Annotated in this window: 2 protein-coding genes; both read left to right on the top strand. The window is 75.3% G+C overall.

Features of this window, described 5'->3' with window-relative positions; translation table 11 throughout:
• Positions 1-17 precede the first annotated feature (17 nt).
• Positions 18-9,404, top strand: coding sequence for a type I polyketide synthase (locus Aco04nite_RS40360; RefSeq protein WP_438874986.1), 9,387 nt, complete (start codon positions 18-20; stop codon positions 9,402-9,404).
• 40 nt (positions 9,405-9,444) lie between these two features.
• Entirely contained in the window at positions 9,445-17,670 is an 8,226-nt protein-coding gene (locus tag Aco04nite_RS40355; RefSeq protein ID WP_213002515.1) for a type I polyketide synthase, read from the top strand.
• The last annotated feature ends 49 nt before the right edge of the window (positions 17,671-17,719 follow it).

Below are 17,719 nucleotides of genomic sequence, written 5' to 3'. Positions count from 1 at the left end.
GGAGGACAGCGATGACCATCAACGAGGACAAGCTCCGGGACTACCTGAAGCGCGTCACCGCCGACCTTCACCAGGTCCGTGGCCGGCTGCGTTCGGTCGAGGCGGCGCAGCGGGAGCCGATCGCCGTCATCGGCATGGCCTGCCGCTACCCGGGCGGCGTGGACACCCCGGAGGGGCTCTGGGAGCTCGTCGCGAACGGCACCGACGCGATGAGCCCGTTCCCGGCGGACCGCGGCTGGGACAGCTGGCCCGTGCAGGAGTCGATCGCGCCGGTCGGTGGCTTCCTGCACGACGCCGCCGACTTCGACCCCGCGTTCTTCGGCATCTCGCCGCGCGAGGCGCTGGCGATGGACCCGCAGCAGCGACTGATGCTCGAGGTCACCTGGGAGGCGATGGAGCGCGCCGGGATCGACCCCGCCACGCTGCGTGGCAGCCGTACCGGTGTCTTCGCCGGCCTGATGTACCACGACTACGCGTCCCGGATGCTGGACGTGCCGCCCGGCGTCGAGGCGTTCCTCGGCACCGGCAGCCTCGGCAGCGTCGCCTCCGGCCGGATCGCGTTCAGCCTCGGCCTCGAAGGCCCCGCCGTGACGGTCGATACCGCGTGCTCCTCGTCGCTCGTCGCGATGCACCTGGCCGTCCAGTCGCTGCGTGCCGGGGAGAGCACGATGGCGGTCGCCGGTGGCGTCACCGTCATGGTCACCCCCGGCACCTTCCTCGACTTCGACACCCAGGGCGGCTTGTCCAGCAGCGGCCGGTGCAAGTCGTTCTCGTCGGACGCCGACGGCACCGGCTGGGGCGAGGGCGCCGGTGTCCTGCTGCTGGAGCGGCTCCAGGACGCCCGCCGCAACGGTCACCCGGTGCTGGCCGTGCTGACCGGCACCGCCGCGAACTCCGACGGCGCGTCCAGCGGACTGACCACCCCGAACGGGCCGTCGCAGCAGCGGGTCATCCGGCAGGCGCTCGCCTCGGCGGGCCTGGAGCCCGCCGACGTGGACGCGGTGGAGGGCCACGGAACCGGCACCCGGCTCGGTGACCCGATCGAGGCGCAGGCACTGCTGGCGACGTACGGGCAGGACCGCACGGACCCGCTGCTGCTGGGCTCGCTGAAGTCGAACATCGGCCACACCCAGGCCGCCGCGGGCGTCGGCGGCGTCATCAAGATGGTGATGGCGCTGCGGAACGGCGTACTGCCGCGGACGCTGCACGTCGGTGAGCCGTCGCGCGAGGTCGACTGGTCGGCCGGTGCGGTGGAGCTGCTGACCGGGCCGCGCGCGTGGCCGGCGGGCGAGCGGCCCCGCCGGGCCGGGGTCTCGTCGTTCGGGATCAGCGGCACGAACGCGCACGTGATCGTCGAGGAGGCACCACCGGTCGAGGAGCCGGCGGCAACCGGGGAGCCGGTCGGCGGCCCGGTGCCGTGGCTGCTCTCGGCTCGCACCCCGGCGGCGCTGCGGGCCCAGGCCGAGCGGCTGACGGCGGTCGCCGGCGCCTCGCCGTGGGCGGTGGCCCGCACGCTGGCGGGTTCGCGGACGGCGTTCGAGCACCGCGCGGTCGTCGTGGCGCAGGACGGCGACGGTTTCCGCGACGGGCTGGCCGCGGTGACCGGGGCACGGCGCGCGCTCTCCCAGGGCGTGGTGCTGGTCTTCCCGGGCCAGGGCGGCCAGTGGGCGGGGATGGCGGCCGGGCTGCTCGACGAGGACCCGGTCTTCGCCGCCCGGATCGACGAGTGCCAGGCGGCGCTGGCGGGCCTGGTGGACTGGTCGGTGGCGGACGTGCTGCGCGGCGGCGACGACGCGTGGCTGGGCCGGGACGACGTGCTGCAGCCGGTGTGGTGGGCGGTGCTGGTGGCGCTGGCCGAGGTGTGGCGGGCTGCGGGCGTACGCATCGACGGTGTGGTGGGTCACTCGCAGGGTGAGATCGCCGCGGCCGTCGTCGCCGGCGGCCTGAGCCTCGACGACGCCGCGCGGATGGTGGTGCACCGTTCGCGGGTGCTGCGGTCACTCGCAGGCAGGGGCGGGATGCTGCTGATCGGGGCGCCCCCGGCCAAGGTCGGGGAGCTGCTCGACGGTGTCACCGGGATCGGCGTCGCGGCGTTCAACGCCCCGTCGATGACGGTGGTGTCCGGGGACGAGGCCGGGCTGGCCGCGGTGGGCGAGCGCTGCGAGGCGCAGGGCCTCTGGAACCGGCGCGTGCCGATCGAGTACGCGTCGCACTCGGCGCACGTGGACGATGTGCGTACGGAGTTCCTCGCGGGACTGGCCGGGATACAGCCACGGTCCGGGTCGATCCCGTTCTACTCCACGGTGCGCGGCACCCGGATGGACACCGCCGAGCTGGACGCCGATTACTGGTTCGCCAACGTTCGTGAGCCGGTCCGCTTCGACCAGGTGGTCGGCGAGCTCGTCGCGGCGGGGCACGACCTGTTCGTGGAGTGCAGCCCGCACCCGGTGCTGACCGCGGGCGTGGAGGATCACGGCGGCGTCGCGACCGGGACGCTGCGCCGCGGCGAGGGCGACCGGGCGCGGGTGTGGCGCTCCCTGGGCGCGGCGTGGGCCGCGGGCGCGGCGATGGACTGGCCGGGCCTGCTGGGCGCCGGGCCCCGGGCGGAGCTGCCGACCTACCCGTTCCAGCGCACCCGCTACTGGCTGGACAACGCCACCCCCGCCGCACCCGGCGAGGGCGGAGGCGACGCCGCGTTCTGGGGCGCCGTCGAGGCCGGGGACACCGACGGCCTCGCCGCCACGCTGCGCCTCGACCCGGAGGCCGACCACGACGCCCTCGTCCGGCTGCTGCCCGCGCTCGCCGACCGGCACCGCCGCCGGCAGGCCGGTACGGCCATCAGCTCCTGGCGCTACCGGATCGGCTGGAAGCCGCTGCCCGCCGCCACGGCGACGCTGAGCGGGACCTGGCTGGTCGTCACGGCCGGACCCGGCGGCGACGACGTGCTCACCGCGCTCGGCGCGGCCGGGGCCACCGTCGTCACCGTGGCGACCGGGCCCGGCGACCGGGACCGCTACGTGCTGGCCGAACGGCTGCTCGTCGCGGTGGGGGAGGCCGGGGACCTCGCCGGCATCGTCGACGCCACCCCGCTCGACCCGGCCGGCGAGGCGTACCCCGGCCTGCCCGGCGCGACCGCCGGCACCGTCACACTGATCCAGGCCGTGGTGGACGCGGGGCTCACCGCGCCGCTGTGGTGCCTGACCCGCGGCGCCGTCTCCACGGGCCGCGCCGACCCGGTGCGTGACCCCGGCCAGGCCCAGCTCTGGGGCGTCGGCCGGGTCGCGGCCCTGGAACACCCGCGCACCTGGGGCGGGCTCATCGACCTGCCCGGCACCCTCGACGGCCGGGCCGGACAGCGGCTCGCCGCACTCCTGACCGGCGTGGCGGGGGAGGACCAGATCGCCCTGCGCGACTCCGGCGCGTTCGCCCGCCGCCTGCGCCGCGACACCACCTCCCAGGACACCGCCGCGCCGTGGCAGCCCACCGGGACGGTGCTCATCACCGGCGGCACGGGCGCGCTCGGTGCCCACACCGCCCGCTGGCTCGCCGGCCGGGGCGCCCCGCACCTGCTGCTGCTCAGCCGTGGCGGCCCGGACACCCCGCAGGCCACCGCCCTGCGCGACGAGCTGACCGCACTCGGCACCGAGGTCACGATCGCCGCGTGCGACGTCGCCGACCGCGACGGGCTCGCCGCGCTGATCGGCGCGCTGCCCGGCCGGTGGCCGCTGTGCGGCGTCGTGCACGCCGCCGGGCTCGACGCCGTCGAGACCCTCACCGACACCGGGCTCGACTCGTTCGCCGGCGTCGTCCGGGGCAAGGCCGCCGGTGCGGCCAACCTCGACGCGCTGGCCGGGCCCGGGGTCGAGCGGTTCATCCTGTTCTCCTCCGCGGCGGGCATCTGGGGCGGCGGCGGTCAGGCGGCGTACGCCGCCGGCAACGCCTACCTCGACGCGCTCGCCGAGCACCGCCGGGCCCGCGGGCTCGACGCCACCGCCATCGCCTGGGGCACCTGGGCCGGTGCCGGCATGGCCACCCGGGGCAGCGGCGACGAGTACCTGCGCCGCCGCGGTATGAGCCCGCTCGACCCGGCGCTCGCGATGGCCGCGTTCGCCGAGGCGGTGGACGCCCGGGACAGCGGGCTCGTCGTCGCCGACGTCGACTGGGCGCGGTTCACCACCGGGTTCACCGCCGTACGCCCCAGCCCCCTGCTCGGCGACCTCCCCGAGGCCGTGCGGGAGTCCGTCGAGGACACCCCCGCGGAGGACGCGCCGCTGCGGGCGACGCTCGCCGCCGCACCCGCCGCCGAACGGGCCGGCATCGCCCTGGCCACGGTCCGCGCCGCGGTCGCGGAGGTGCTGCGCTACGACGGCGCCGAGAGCATCGACGCCCAGCGCCCGTTCCGCGACCTCGGCATCGACTCGCTCATCGCCGTCGAGCTGCGCGACCTGCTGCGCACCGCGAGCGGGCTGCTGCTGCCCGCCACGCTGGTGTTCGACTACCCGACACCCGCGGTCCTCGCCGGGCACCTGGTCGCCGTCCTCGACGTGGACGACGCCGCCCGCCCGGTCACCGACACGGCTCCCGTCCCGGCCGGGACCGCGTACGACGACCCGATCGCGATCGTCGGCATCGGCTGCCGCTTCCCGGGCGGTGTCCGCTCACCGGAGCAGCTCTGGGACCTCGTCGCGAGCGGCGGCGACGCGATCGGTGAGTTCCCCGCCGACCGTGGCTGGGACCTGGACACCTCCAGCGGGTACGCCAGGGCCGGCGGGTTCCTCTACGACGCCGGTGACTTCGACGCCGGGTTCTTCGGGATCAGCCCGCGCGAGGCGATCACCATGGACCCGCAGCAGCGGTTGCTGCTGGAGACGGCCTGGGAGGCCATCGAACGCGCCGGCGTCGACCCGCGCTCGCTGCGCGGCACCGACACCGGGGTCTTCGTCGGCGGCAACGAGCAGGACTATTCGTACGCGCTGATGGGCGGGGCGGAGAACACCGAGGGCCACCTGCTCACCGGCGTCAACTCCAGCATGCTGTCCGGGCGGCTCGCGTACACGCTGGGCCTGGAGGGTCAGGCGCTGACGCTCGACACCGCCTGTTCCTCCTCCCTGACCGCCCTGCACCTGGCCGCGCAGTCGCTCCGGCGCGGGGAGTGCCGCTACGCGCTGGCCGCCGGCGTCACCGTGATGTCCACCCCGTTCACGTTCGCCGAGTTCAGCAGCCTCGACGGGCTCGCACCGGACGGGCGCTGCCGCCCGTTCGCGGAGGCCGCCAACGGCACGGGCTGGGGTGAGGGCGCCGGTGTGCTGCTGGTCGAGCGGCTCTCCGACGCCCACCGCGCGGGACACACCGTGCTCGGTGTGCTGCGCGGCAGCGCCCTCAACTCCGACGGGGCCAGCAACGGCCTGACCGCCCCGAACGGCCCCGCCCAGCAGCGGGTCATCCGCCGGGCGCTCGCCGACGCGGGCCTGCACGGCGCGGACGTGGACGTCGTCGAGGCGCACGGCACCGCGACGACGCTCGGCGACCCGATCGAGGCGCAGGCGCTGCTCGCGACGTACGGGCAGGACCGGCCCGCGGAACGACCGCTGTGGCTCGGCTCGATCAAGTCGAACATCGGGCACACCCAGGCCGCGGCCGGCATGGCCGGGGTGATCAAGATGGTGCTGGCGATCGGCCACGGCGTCGTCCCGCAGACCCTGCACGTGGACGCACCGACGTCCCATGTGGACTGGTCCGCCGGCGCGGTCGAGCTCATCACCGAGCCGCGGTCGTGGCCCGACACCGGCCGCCCCCGCCGCGCGGGCGTCTCCTCGTTCGGCGCCAGCGGCACGAACGCCCACGTCATCATCGAGCAGGCCCCGCCCGCGCCGGAGCCGGCCGCACCGGAGGGCACCGGCATCCCGCTGGTCCCGGAGCAGGCGCCCTGGCTGCTGTCCGCCCGCAGCTCCGCGGCGCTGCGGGCCCAGGCCCAGCGGCTGCGCGCGCACGTGACCGCCCACCCCGAGCTCGGCGCGGCGGACATCGCCGCCTCCCTCGCGCTGGGCCGGACCCGGTTCGAGCACAGCGCCGTGGTGCTCGGCGACGGCCCGCTCGCCGGTCTCGCCGCGCTCGCGGACGGGGAACCGTCGGCCGCCGTGGTCACCGGCGTCGCCCGGGGCGACAGCGAGATCGTGTTCGTCTTCCCCGGCCAGGGCTCGCAGTGGGAGGGCATGGCGCTCGAGCTCTACCGCACCGCGCCGGCCTTCCAGGACCGCTTCGAGGCCTGCGCCCGGGCCCTCGCGCCGCACCTGGACTGGTCGCCGATCGAGGTGCTGACCGGCGTACCCGGGGCACCCGGCCTGGACCGGGTCGACGTCGTGCAGCCGATGCTGTGGGCCGTGATGGTCTCCCTGGCCGATCTGTGGGGGGTCTATGGGGTACGCCCCGCCGCCGTGATCGGGCACAGTCAGGGGGAGATCTCGGCCGCGTGCGTCGCGGGCGCACTCAGCCTGGACGACGCCGCCGCGGTGGTGGCGCTGCGCAGCCAGGCCCTGGTCGGACTCGGCGAAGGAGGAGGTGGGATGGTCTCGGTGGCGCTCGGCGTCGACGCGGTCCGGGAACGCCTCGCGTCCTGGCCGGGCCAGCTCTCCGTCGCGGCCGTCAACGGACCGTCCGCCGTGGTCGTCTCCGGTGACGTGACCGCGCTCGACGAGCTGATCGCCGCGTGCGAGGCCGAGGACATCCGGGCCCGCCGTATCCCGGTGGACTACGCCTCTCATTCGCACCACGTCGAGCCGCTGCGGGACGGGATCGGCCGGCTGCTCGCCGGGGTGACCGCCGGCGAGTCCCGGGTGCCGTTCTACTCCTCGGTGACCGGGTCCCGGATGGACACCACCGGGCTGGACGCCGGTTACTGGTACACCAACCTGCGCCAGACCGTGCTGTTCGAGGACGCCGTACGGTCCGTGCCGGGCAGCCGCCGGATCTTCATCGAGATCAGCCCGCACCCCGTGCTCACCCCGGCGCTCGCCGACATCACCGGCGGCGACGGTGTCGCGATCGGCACCCTGCGCCGCGGCGAGGGCGGCCCCGGCCGGATGCTCGCCAGCGTCGCCGAGGCCCATGTGCACGGCGCGGCCGTCGAGTGGAGCGCCGTGCTGGGCGGCACCCGCCGGGTTGACCTGCCCACGTACGCGTTCCAGCACAGCCGTTACTGGCCCAGCCCGCGCCCGGCCGAGGACACCGGCCGGCCCGGAGCCGCCGGCACGGTGTTCGAGCAGAGTTTCTGGGACGCCGTCCACCGCCAGGACGCGACCGCGCTGGCGGGCACGCTCGCCCTGCCCGGCGACGAGGTGGCCCCGCTGCTGCCGGCCCTGGCCCGCTGGCACCGCGGCACCACCGAGTCCGCGGCGCTCGACCAGTGGCGCTACCGGATCGAATGGCGGGCCACGGCCGAGGCCTCCACCCCTGCGCTGACCGGGCGCTGGATCGTGGTCGTCCCCGCCCGGCACGCCGGTGACGAGTACGTGACCACCCTGACCAAGTGCCTGGCAGGCGTCGGCGCCGAGCTGACCGTCGTCGGGGTCGACGCCGCCGACGCGGACGCCGACACGCTCGAACCCGTGCTGCGGGCGGCGATCGAGGCGCCCGGCGCCCCGGCCGGGGTCCTGTCGCTGCTCGCCGAGGACGAGACGCCGCACCCCGACTACCCGGCGCTGACCTGCGGGCTCACCGCGACGCTCGCTCTGCTGCACACGCTCAACGCGCTCGACACCACCGCGCGGCTGTGGTGCGTGACCCGGGGTGCCGTCGCCGTCGCGGGCACCGAGACGGTCCGCAACCCCGAACAGGCCGCGATCTGGGGCCTCGGGCGGGTGGCCGCGCTGGAGCGCCCCGGCCGCTGGGGTGGCCTCGTGGACCTGCCGCCGGTGGTCGACGCCCGGGCCGTGTCCCGGCTCGCGGCGGCGCTGAGCGTCACCGGCGGCGAGGACCAGCTCGCGATCCGCTCCGCCGGGGTTTCGGTACGCCGCCTGGTCCGCGCCGCCGTGGGGGCCACCCCCGCGCCGCGCACGTGGCGCCCGGAGGGCACGGTGCTCGTCACCGGTGGCACCGGTGCGCTCGGTGGCCACGTGGCGCGCTGGCTCGCCGGGCGGGGTACCCCGCACCTGGTGCTCGCCAGCCGCAGCGGCCCGGACGCACCCGGCGTCGCCGCCCTGCTCGACGAGCTGCGCGCCGCCGGGGCCACCGCCGAGGCGGCGACCTGTGACCTGTCGGACCGGGACCAGGTGGCCGCGCTGGTCATCGGTCTCGCCGACGCGGGTACGCCGATCCGCTCCGTGTTCCACACCGCCGGCATCGGCCAGCTCGCCGACCTGGACGAGACCGACGTGCACATGCTGGCGCACATCGCGACCGGCAAGATGGCCGGCGCCCGGCACCTCGACGAGCTGCTCGACCCCGCCGGCCTCGACGTGGTGGTGCACTTCTCGTCGATCGCCGCCACGTGGGGTGTCGGCATGCACGGCGGGTACGCCGCCGCGAACGCCTACCTGGACGCGCTGGCGATCCGCCGCCGCGCCGAGGGCGTACCGATGATGTCCATCGCGTGGGGGCCCTGGGGCGGTGGCGGCATGCTGCCGGAGGCCGCGGGTGAGGTCATGCGCCGCCGGGGCGTGCCGCTGCTCGACCCCGCCACGGCCCTGGCCGCGCTGGAACGGGCCCTGGACCGCGACGACACGTTCATCGCGCTCGCCGAGGTCGACTGGGACCTGTTCGTGCCCGCGTTCACCAGCCTGCGCCCGAGCCCGCTGCTCGACGATCTCGCCGAGGTGCGCCGGATCACCGAGGCGGCCCGTGGCGCGGCGGCCGACGGCGCGGACGGGGCGGCGGGTGCCCGGCACGAGGTGCGGGACCGGCTGACCGCCCTGCCCGCCGCCGAGCGCGACCACGCCGTGCTCGACCTGATCCGCCGGCACGCCGCGGTGGTGCTGGGCCACACCGGCGGCGAGGCGATCGAACCCGACCGGCCGTTTCGCGACCTCGGCTTCGACTCACTGATGGCGGTGGAGCTGCGGAACCGTCTCGGCGAGGCCACCGGGCTGTCGCTGCCGGCGACCATGGTGTTCGACCGGCCCACCCCGGTGGCGCTGGCGGAGTTCATCGCGGCCGAGCTGGTGCCGCCGGAGGCGGACAACCCGCTGCCGACACCGCAGGAGCTCGACCGGCTGGACGCGGCCCTGTCCGCGCTGGCGGACGACGACATCGAACGAGTGCGCATCATGTTGCGGCTCGAGGCCCTGCTCTCCCGGCACGCCGGGCCTGCCCAGGGTGGAACGGACGACCAGAAGTTGCTCGCCAAGCTCGGCTCCGCCTCGAACGAGGAGATCTTCGCGTTCGTCGACGAGGACCTCGGCCTCGGCTGAGCGGCGGGTCCGGCACCAACTCCGGAGGGATCAACGTTCGATGGCGGACGAGGACAAGCTACGCGACTACCTCACCCGGGTGATCGCGGAGCTGCACGACACGCGCCAGCGTCTGCGCAGCGCCGAGGCCGGTGACCAGGCGCCGATCGCGATCGTCGCGATGGGCTGCCGCCTGCCCGGCGGGGTGAACAACCCCGACGACCTCTGGCGTCTCGTGGTGGACGGCGGTGACGCGGTCGGCCCGATCCCCACCGACCGGGGTTTCGACATCGCCGACTTCTACGACGCCGATCCCGCGAACTCGGGGACCGCCTACGCCGTCGAGGGTGGGTTCGTGCACGACGCGACCATGTTCGACCCGGCGTTCTTCGGCATCAACCAGCGCGAGGCGCTGGCCATGGACCCGCAGCAGCGGATGGTGCTGGAGGTGTGCTGGGAGACGGTGGAACGCGCCGGGATCGCGCCGAACGCGCTGCGTGGCACCCGTACCGGCGTCTACATGGGTGCCAGCGGGCAGGGGTACGGCGCAGGGATGCTGCACGCGTTCGCCGGGTCCGAGGGGTACATGGTCACCGGCGGTGCCACCTCGGTGGTGTCCGGGCGGGTCGCGTACACGCTCGGCACCGAGGGGCCCGCGGTCACCGTGGACACCGCGTGCTCGTCCTCGTCGGTCGCCCTGCACCTGGCCGTGCAGGGGCTGCGCCGGAAGGAGTGCACGATGGCGCTGGCCGGCGGCGTCACGGTCATCCCGAACCCCGCGGGCCTGGTCGAGTTCAGCCGCCAGCGCGCGCTGGCCTCGGACGGCCGGTGCAAGGCGTTCTCCGAGGCCGCCGATGGCATGGGCATGGCCGAGGGCGCCGCCGTCGTGATGCTCGAACGCCTCGACGACGCCCAGCGCAACGGCCACAAGGTGCTGGCCGTGATCCGCGGCTCGGCGGTCAACCAGGACGGCGCCTCCAACGGGCTCACCGCCCCGAACGGGCCGTCCCAGCAGCGGGTCATCCGGCAGGCGCTCGCCGACGCGCGGCTCTCCCCGGAGCAGATCGACGTGGTCGAGGCGCACGGCACCGGCACGGCGCTGGGCGACCCGATCGAGGCGCAGGCACTGATCGCCACGTACGGCCAGTCCCGTCCCGCCGGCCGGCCGCTCTACATCGGCGCGCTCAAGTCCAACATCGGCCACACCCAGCAGAGCTCCGGCGTCGCCGGGGTCATCAAGATGGTGCTGGCCATCCGGCACGGCCTGCTGCCCCGGACGCTGCACGTGGAACGGCCCAGCTCCCACGTGGACTGGTCGGCGGGCGACGTCTCGCTGCTCACCTCGGCGCTGCCCTGGCCGGTCACCGGCGAGCCGCGCCGGGCCGGGGTGTCCGCGTTCGGGATCAGCGGTACGAACGTGCACACGCTGATCGAGGAGGCGCCGCCGGTCGCGCGTACGCCCGTCGGTGAGCCCGCCCGGCCGCCCGCGGCGGTGCCGTGGGTGCTCTCCGGGCGCTCCGAGGCCGGGCTGCGCGCCCAGGCCGAGGCGCTGCGGCGGCACCTCGACGGGGCCGAGACGCACCCGGCCGACATCGGCCTGTCCCTGGTGACCACGCGCAGCCGGCACGAGCACCGGGCGGTGATCGTCGCCTCCGACCGCGACGGCCTGAACGGTGGCCTCGCCGCGGTCGCCGGCGGCACCGCCGCCCCGTCCGTGCTGACCGGGGTCGCCGCCGCCGGCCGGACCGCCTTCCTGTTCCCGGGCCAGGGCGCCCAGCGCGCCGGCATGGGCCTCGGGCTGCACGCCGCCTTCAGCGTGTACGCGGAGGCGTTCGACATGGTCTGCGGCGGCTTCACCCCGACGCTCGAACGCCCGCTGCGCGACCTGGTCTTCGCCGCTCCCGGCTCGGGCGAGGCGAAGCTGCTCAACCGTACGCTCTACACCCAGCCGGCCACGTTCGCGATCGGCGTGGCGCTGTCCCGCCTGTTCGCCTCGTGGGGCGTCACGCCGGACTTCCTGGTCGGGCACTCGGTCGGTGAGATCACCGCGGCGTACGTCGCCGGCGTGCTCTCCCTGGAGGACGCCTGCGCGCTGGTCGCCGCGCGCGGCCGGCTGATGGACGAGCTGCCCGCCGACGGGCTGATGCTGGCCGTCCAGGCCGACGAGGCCGAGGTACGCGCGGCACTGGCCGGCCGCGAGGCACTCGTCGACGTGGCCGCCGTCAACGGCCCGGCGGCGGTGGTGGTCTCCGGGCACGCGACCGCGGTCGCCGACCTGGAGCGGCGCTGGCGTGCCGAGGGCCGCCGTACGTCCCGGTTGAACGTGTCGCACGCGTTCCACTCACCGCTGATGGACCCGATCCTGGCGGAGTTCGGGTCGATCGCCCGGCAGCTGCCGCACGGCAAGCCCGTCATCCCGCTGATCTCCACGGTGACCGGCGCGCCGATCACCGACGGTCAGCTCGACGGCGACCACTGGGTCCGGCACACCAGGGCCACCGTCCGCTACGCCGACGCCATCGACCGGCTCCACCGCGAGGGCGTGACCCGCTTCCTGGAGCTGGGGCCGGACGGGGTACTGACCGGGATGGCGCGCTCCACACTCGACACCCGGACCGGTAGCCGCCCGCCCGTGCTGGCCGCCGCGGTCCGTGCCGGCCGTCCTGAGCCCGAGGCCGCCCTGCGCGCGCTCGCCGAGCTGTCGGTCGACGGCGCCGAGGTGGACTGGCCCGCGACCCTCTCCGGGTACGGCGCCGCACCCGTCGAACTGCCCACCACGGCGTTCCAGCGGCAGCGGTACTGGCCCGACGCCCCGCTCCTTCCCGAGCCGGCCCCCGTGGCCGCGGTCGCCGATCCGGTCGAGGCCCTGTTCTGGGATGCCGTCGAGCGTGACGACACCGACCGGGTCGCCGCGACGCTGGGCCTGCCGGCCGGCGAGGGACTGCCCGACGTCCTGCCCGCGCTGTCCCGGTGGCGCAGGCAACGCCGCGCCGAGTGGACGGTCGACTCGTGGCGCTACCGCGTGCGCTGGAAGCCGCTGACGGACCTGGCGGACAGCCGGTTGACCGGCACCTGGCTGCTCGTCGTCCCCACCGGGTACGACGCCGGCGCCGTCTCCGGCGCGGTCCGCGAGGCCGGTGCGGAGGTGGCCGAGCTGGTCGTCACGGGCGTACCCGACCGCTGGACACTCGCCGAGGACCTGCTCACCATGGCAGGCCCGGAGCCGTCGTACGCCGGGGTGCTGTCCCTGCTCGCCCTGCCGGCGTCCGCCGCCGGCGACGCCCCGACGGCCACCCTGACGCTGCTGCAGGCGCTCGGCGACGTCGAGTTCGCCGCGCCGCTGTGGTGCCTGACCAGCGGAGCGATCTCCGTCGGCCGGTCCGAGCGACTGCGTGACCCCGCCCTCGCCCAGGTCTGGGGCCTGGGCCGGGTCGCCGCCCTGGAGGCGCCGCACCGCTGGGGCGGCCTGATCGACCTGCCGGAGGAGCTGGACGAGCGGTCCGGTGCCCGCCTGGCAGCCGTGCTCAACGGGGCCGAGGACCAGGTCGCTGTCCGCCCGTCCGGGGTCTTCGGCCGCCGGTTGCAGCGCGCCGCGGTGCCGGAGCCGGCCGAGCCCTGGCGCCCGGCCGGGACGGTGCTGATCACCGGTGGCACGGGTGCGCTCGGTGCCCGGTCCGCCCGCTTGCTCGCCGCCCGGGGCACCCCGCACATCGTGCTCGTCAGCCGGCGTGGTGACGCCGCACCCGGCGCCGCCGAGCTGGCCGTCGAGCTGACCGCGGCCGGATCACGGGTCACCGTGGCGGCCTGCGACGTCGGCGACCGGGCCGCGCTGGCCGGGGTGCTCGCCGCGATCCCCGCGGACCTGCCGCTGTGCGGCGTGGTGCACGCGGCCGGGGTGGAGACCATCGCCGCCCTGGCCGACACGGATCCCGCATCGTTCACCGCGACCGTCGCCGGCAAGGTCGCCGGCGCCGCCCATCTCCACGAGCTGACCGGGGACCTGCCGCTGGAGCGGTTCGTGCTGTTCTCCTCCGGCGCCGGTGTGTGGGGCGCGGGCGGGCAGAGCGCGTACGGCGCCGGCAACGCGTACCTGGACGCCCTCGCCGAGTTCCGCCGGGGCCAGGGGAAGCCGGCCACCGCGATCGCCTGGGGCCCGTGGGGCGGCGGCGGGATGGTCGACGCCGAGGGCGGCGAGGAATACCTGACCCGTCGCGGCATGTCCCCGATGGACCCGGAACTCGCGATGACGGCGTTCGCCTCGGCCGTCGACGGCGGCACCGAGGACCTGACCGTCGCGTCGATCGACTGGGCCCGGTTCATCGCGGTGTTCGCGGTGGCCCGGACCAGCCCGCTGCTCGGTGACCTGAGCGAGGTGCGGCAGGCGCTGACCGCCGCCGGGCCGGCCGAGGCGGGCACCGACGCGGGCGCCGAGGTGCGGGACCGGCTGGCCGCGCGGCCCGCCGGCGACCGCCCCGCGATGCTGCTGGAGGTGATCCGCACGGAGGCCGGCCTGGTCCTCGGGTACGACACCGCCGACGCCGTGGACGGGCTGCGCCCCTTCCGTGACCTCGGCTTCGACTCGCTGACCGCACTGGAGCTCCGTAACCGCCTGTCCACCATCCTCGGGGTGTCGTTGCAGGCCACCCTCGTCTTCGACTATCCGACCCCGGCCCAGCTGGTCGAGCACCTGCTGGTGGAGATGGGGCTGGGCGCCGGCACCACCACCGGCCCGGCCGCGCCGGTCGCCGGTGACACCGGCGAGCCCATCGCCATCGTGTCGATGAGCTGCCGGTTCCCCGGCGGCGTCGACTCGCCCGAGGGGCTCTGGCGGATGCTCGTGGACGGCGCCGACGGCGTCACGGCGTTCCCGCCGGACCGGGGCTGGCCGGAGGTGGCGCTGAACGGCTTCGCGCCGTTCGGCGGATTCCTGGACGGCGCGGGGATGTTCGACGCGGCGCTGTTCGGGATCTCGCCGCGCGAGGCGCTGGCCATGGACCCGCAGCACCGGCTGCTGCTGGAGACGTCCTGGGAGGCTTTCGAGCGGGCCGGCATCGATCCGCGCTCGCTGCGGGGCACCGCCACCGGCGTGTTCGTCGGCGGCAGCACGATGGGGTACGGCGCCGGCGCTGAACTTCCGGCCGGTACCGAGGGATACCTGATGACCGGCAACGCGACCAGTGTGATGTCGGGGCGGATCGCGTACACGTACGGTCTGGAAGGGCCCGCCGTCACGGTCGACACGGCCTGCTCGTCGTCCCTGGTCGCCGTCCACCTGGCCATGCAGTCGCTGCGCCAGGACGAGTGCGGCATGGCACTGGCCGGCGGCGTCGCCGTGATGTCGACGCCCGGGGTGTTCGCCGAGTTCGGCCGTCAGGGCGCGCTCGCGGGCGACGGCCGGTGCAAGCCGTTCGCCGCCGCGGCCGACGGCACGAGCTGGGCCGAGGGGGCCGGCTGGGTGCTGCTGGAGCGGCTCTCCGACGCCCAGCGGCTCGGCCACGAGGTGCTCGCGGTGATCCGGGGCTCCGCCGTCAACCAGGACGGCGCCAGCAACGGGCTCACCGCGCCGAACGGTCCCTCGCAGCAGCGGGTGATCCGGCGGGCACTGCTCAACGCCGGTATCGGCCCGTCCGAGGTGGACGTCGTCGAGGCGCACGGCACAGGCACCACGCTCGGCGACCCGATCGAGGCGCAGGCGCTGCTGGCCACGTACGGAGCGGACCGCCCGGCGGACCGGCCCCTGTGGCTCGGCTCGGTGAAGTCGAACATCGGCCACCCGCAGGCCGCCGCCGGTATCGCGGCCGTGATCAAGACGGTGCTCGCGCTCGGTCACGGCCAGCTGCCCCGCACGCTGCACGTCGACAAGCCCACTCCGCACGTGGACTGGTCGTCGGGGGCGGTCGCGCTGCTGACCGAGCAGGTCGCGTGGCCCCGCGGAGCCCGGCCGCGCCGGGCCGGGGTGTCCGCGTTCGGCATGAGCGGCACCAACGTGCACGCGATCATCGAGGAGGCGCCGGCCGTCCCGGCGACCCGGCCCGGGTCCGGCGTCACCCACCCGGTGCCGTGGCTGATCTCCGCGAAGAGCGCCGAGGGACTGCGCGCCCAGGCCGCGCGGCTGTCCGGGTACGCGACGGGCTCCGACGCCGGTCCGGCCGACATCGGCTGGTCACTGGCGACCGGGCGCGCCGCACTGGAGTACCGGGCGGTGGTCGGTGCCGCCGATCGCCCCGCGATGATCGCCGGACTGTCCGCGCTGGCGTCCGGCAGCGTCCCCGCGCAGCGGATCCGGGCCGGCCGGCTCGCGTTCGTCTGCGCCGCACAGGGCGTGGCCGGACCCGCCCGGACCGCCCGGGCCCTGCTCGACGCGTTCCCGGCCTACGCCGAGGCTTTCGACGCGGTCTGTGCCCGCTTCGACAACCTGCTCGACTCCTCGCTGCGGGCCATGGTGCTGCGGGAGGACACGGGCCCCGGCGAGCCGCTCCACGAGGCCGCGGCCTGGTTCGCGACCCAGGTCGCGCTCTACCGGCTGCTCGGGTCCTGGGGCCTGCACCCCGACGTGATCGTGGGGGAGGAGGCCGGGACGATCGCCGCCGTGCACCTGTCCGGCGCTCTGTCGCTGGACGACGCGTGCGCACTGGTCGCCGGTTCCCGCACCGCGGTGACCCCGGACAAGCCGACCGTCACCCTGGTATCGGCGGTGACCGGTGCGCCCCTGGACACGGCGCCGTTGTCCTCGCCCGGCGACCTCACCGGGACGGCCCTGCACCGGCTCGCCGAGGACGGCGTCACCCGGATCCTGGCACTCGGCGGCCCCGCCACCGCCGCGGCGGCGAGCGACACCCTGCTGAGGGTCGCGATCACGGACGACGGCGGCGACCCGGTCCGCGTGGTGCTCGACGCGGTGGCCCGGCTGCACGAGGACGGGGCCGCCGTCGACTGGGCTGCCGTGCTCGCGCCGTGGGGCGCCCGCCGGGCAGCCGTGCCTACGTACGCGTTCCAGCAGGAGTGGTACTGGCTCACCCAGGCCGCAGTCACCGGAGCCGCGGTCAATGGGGCCGCCGCTGCGGTTGCCGCAAGCGTCGAGCGGGTCGTGCCGGACCAGGGTGACGCCGCGCTGCCGGAGGTGCCCGAGGTCGTGGACATCAGCGGGACGCTGCTCGCGCTGACCGGCCCGGAGCGGTCGGCCGCCGTGCTGGACCTGGTCCGGGACAACGCCGCGGCCGTGCTGGGGATCGCGTCGAGCGCGTCGATCGCCCCCGCCGACGTCTTCCTGGAGCTCGGCTTCGACTCGATGATGGCGGTGGAGCTGCGCAACCGGCTGGAGACCGCCGGCGGGTTCACGCTGGAGAGCACGGTCATGTTCGACCACCCGTCGGTCGAGTTGCTGGCCGGGCACCTGGACCAGCAGCTCGCGGGTACGGTGCGGGCCGTGGCGCCGGTGCTGGGAATCTCCCCGGACGACGTGAACCCGGTCGGCGTGTTCAACTCGCTGTTCCTCGAGGCGATCCGCACCGACCAGGTCCAGGAGTTCCTGCGGATGGTCGTCGACGCCGCCGCGTTCCGGCCGGTGTTCCACAGCCGTTCCGAGATGAGCGACCCGCCGCGCTCGGTGTACCTGGCGCGGGGGAAACGGCAGCCCCAGCTGATCTGCCAGGCCGGCACCACGGCGGCGGGCGGCCCGCACGAGTTCGCCAGGCTGGCGGGCAGCTTCCGCGGTGAGCGGTCGGTATCGGTGCTGCCCCTGCCCGGCTTCGGCCGGGGCGAGCTGCTGCCGGCCGACATGGGAGTGGCGTTCGACTTCCTGGCCGAGGAGCTGCTGGAGACGGCCGCGGGCGAGCCGTTCGTGATCGTCGCGCACTCCGGCGGCGGCCTGGTCGCCCACGCGCTCGTCAGCCACCTGGAGGAGCGGGGCATCGAGCCCGCGGGGCTGGTGCTCATCGACGTCTATCCGATGTACCGGCCCATCTACGACGTGTGGAAGAACGAGCTGTCCATGGGCGCGCTGGTACGCAAGGAGCAGTACGTCCCGATGGACGACATCCGCCTCACGGCGCAGGCCGCGTACGGCAAGGTGGTGGTCGCGTTCGCCCCCCGGGAGATCCGCACACCGACGCTGTTCCTGCGCGCCACGGAGCCGCTCGGCCCGTGGGATCTCGAGGAGGACTGGCGGTGTGACTGGGAACTGCCGCACACGCTGGTGGAGGTGCCGGGCACCCACTTCTCGATGATGGTGGAGCACGCCGACACCACGGCGCAGGCGATCTCGGAGTGGATAGCGACGCTGGGCTGAATTACGAAAGGTCCCGTACCGGCCGGGAGGCTGGTACGGGACCTTTTCG

It is taken from the genome of Winogradskya consettensis, assembly GCF_018332715.1.
Taxonomy (GTDB): Bacteria; Actinomycetota; Actinomycetes; order Mycobacteriales; family Micromonosporaceae; genus Actinoplanes; species Actinoplanes consettensis.
The sequence above is the reverse complement of the archived record's forward strand: the minus strand, read 5'-3'. Positions and strand labels throughout refer to the sequence as shown.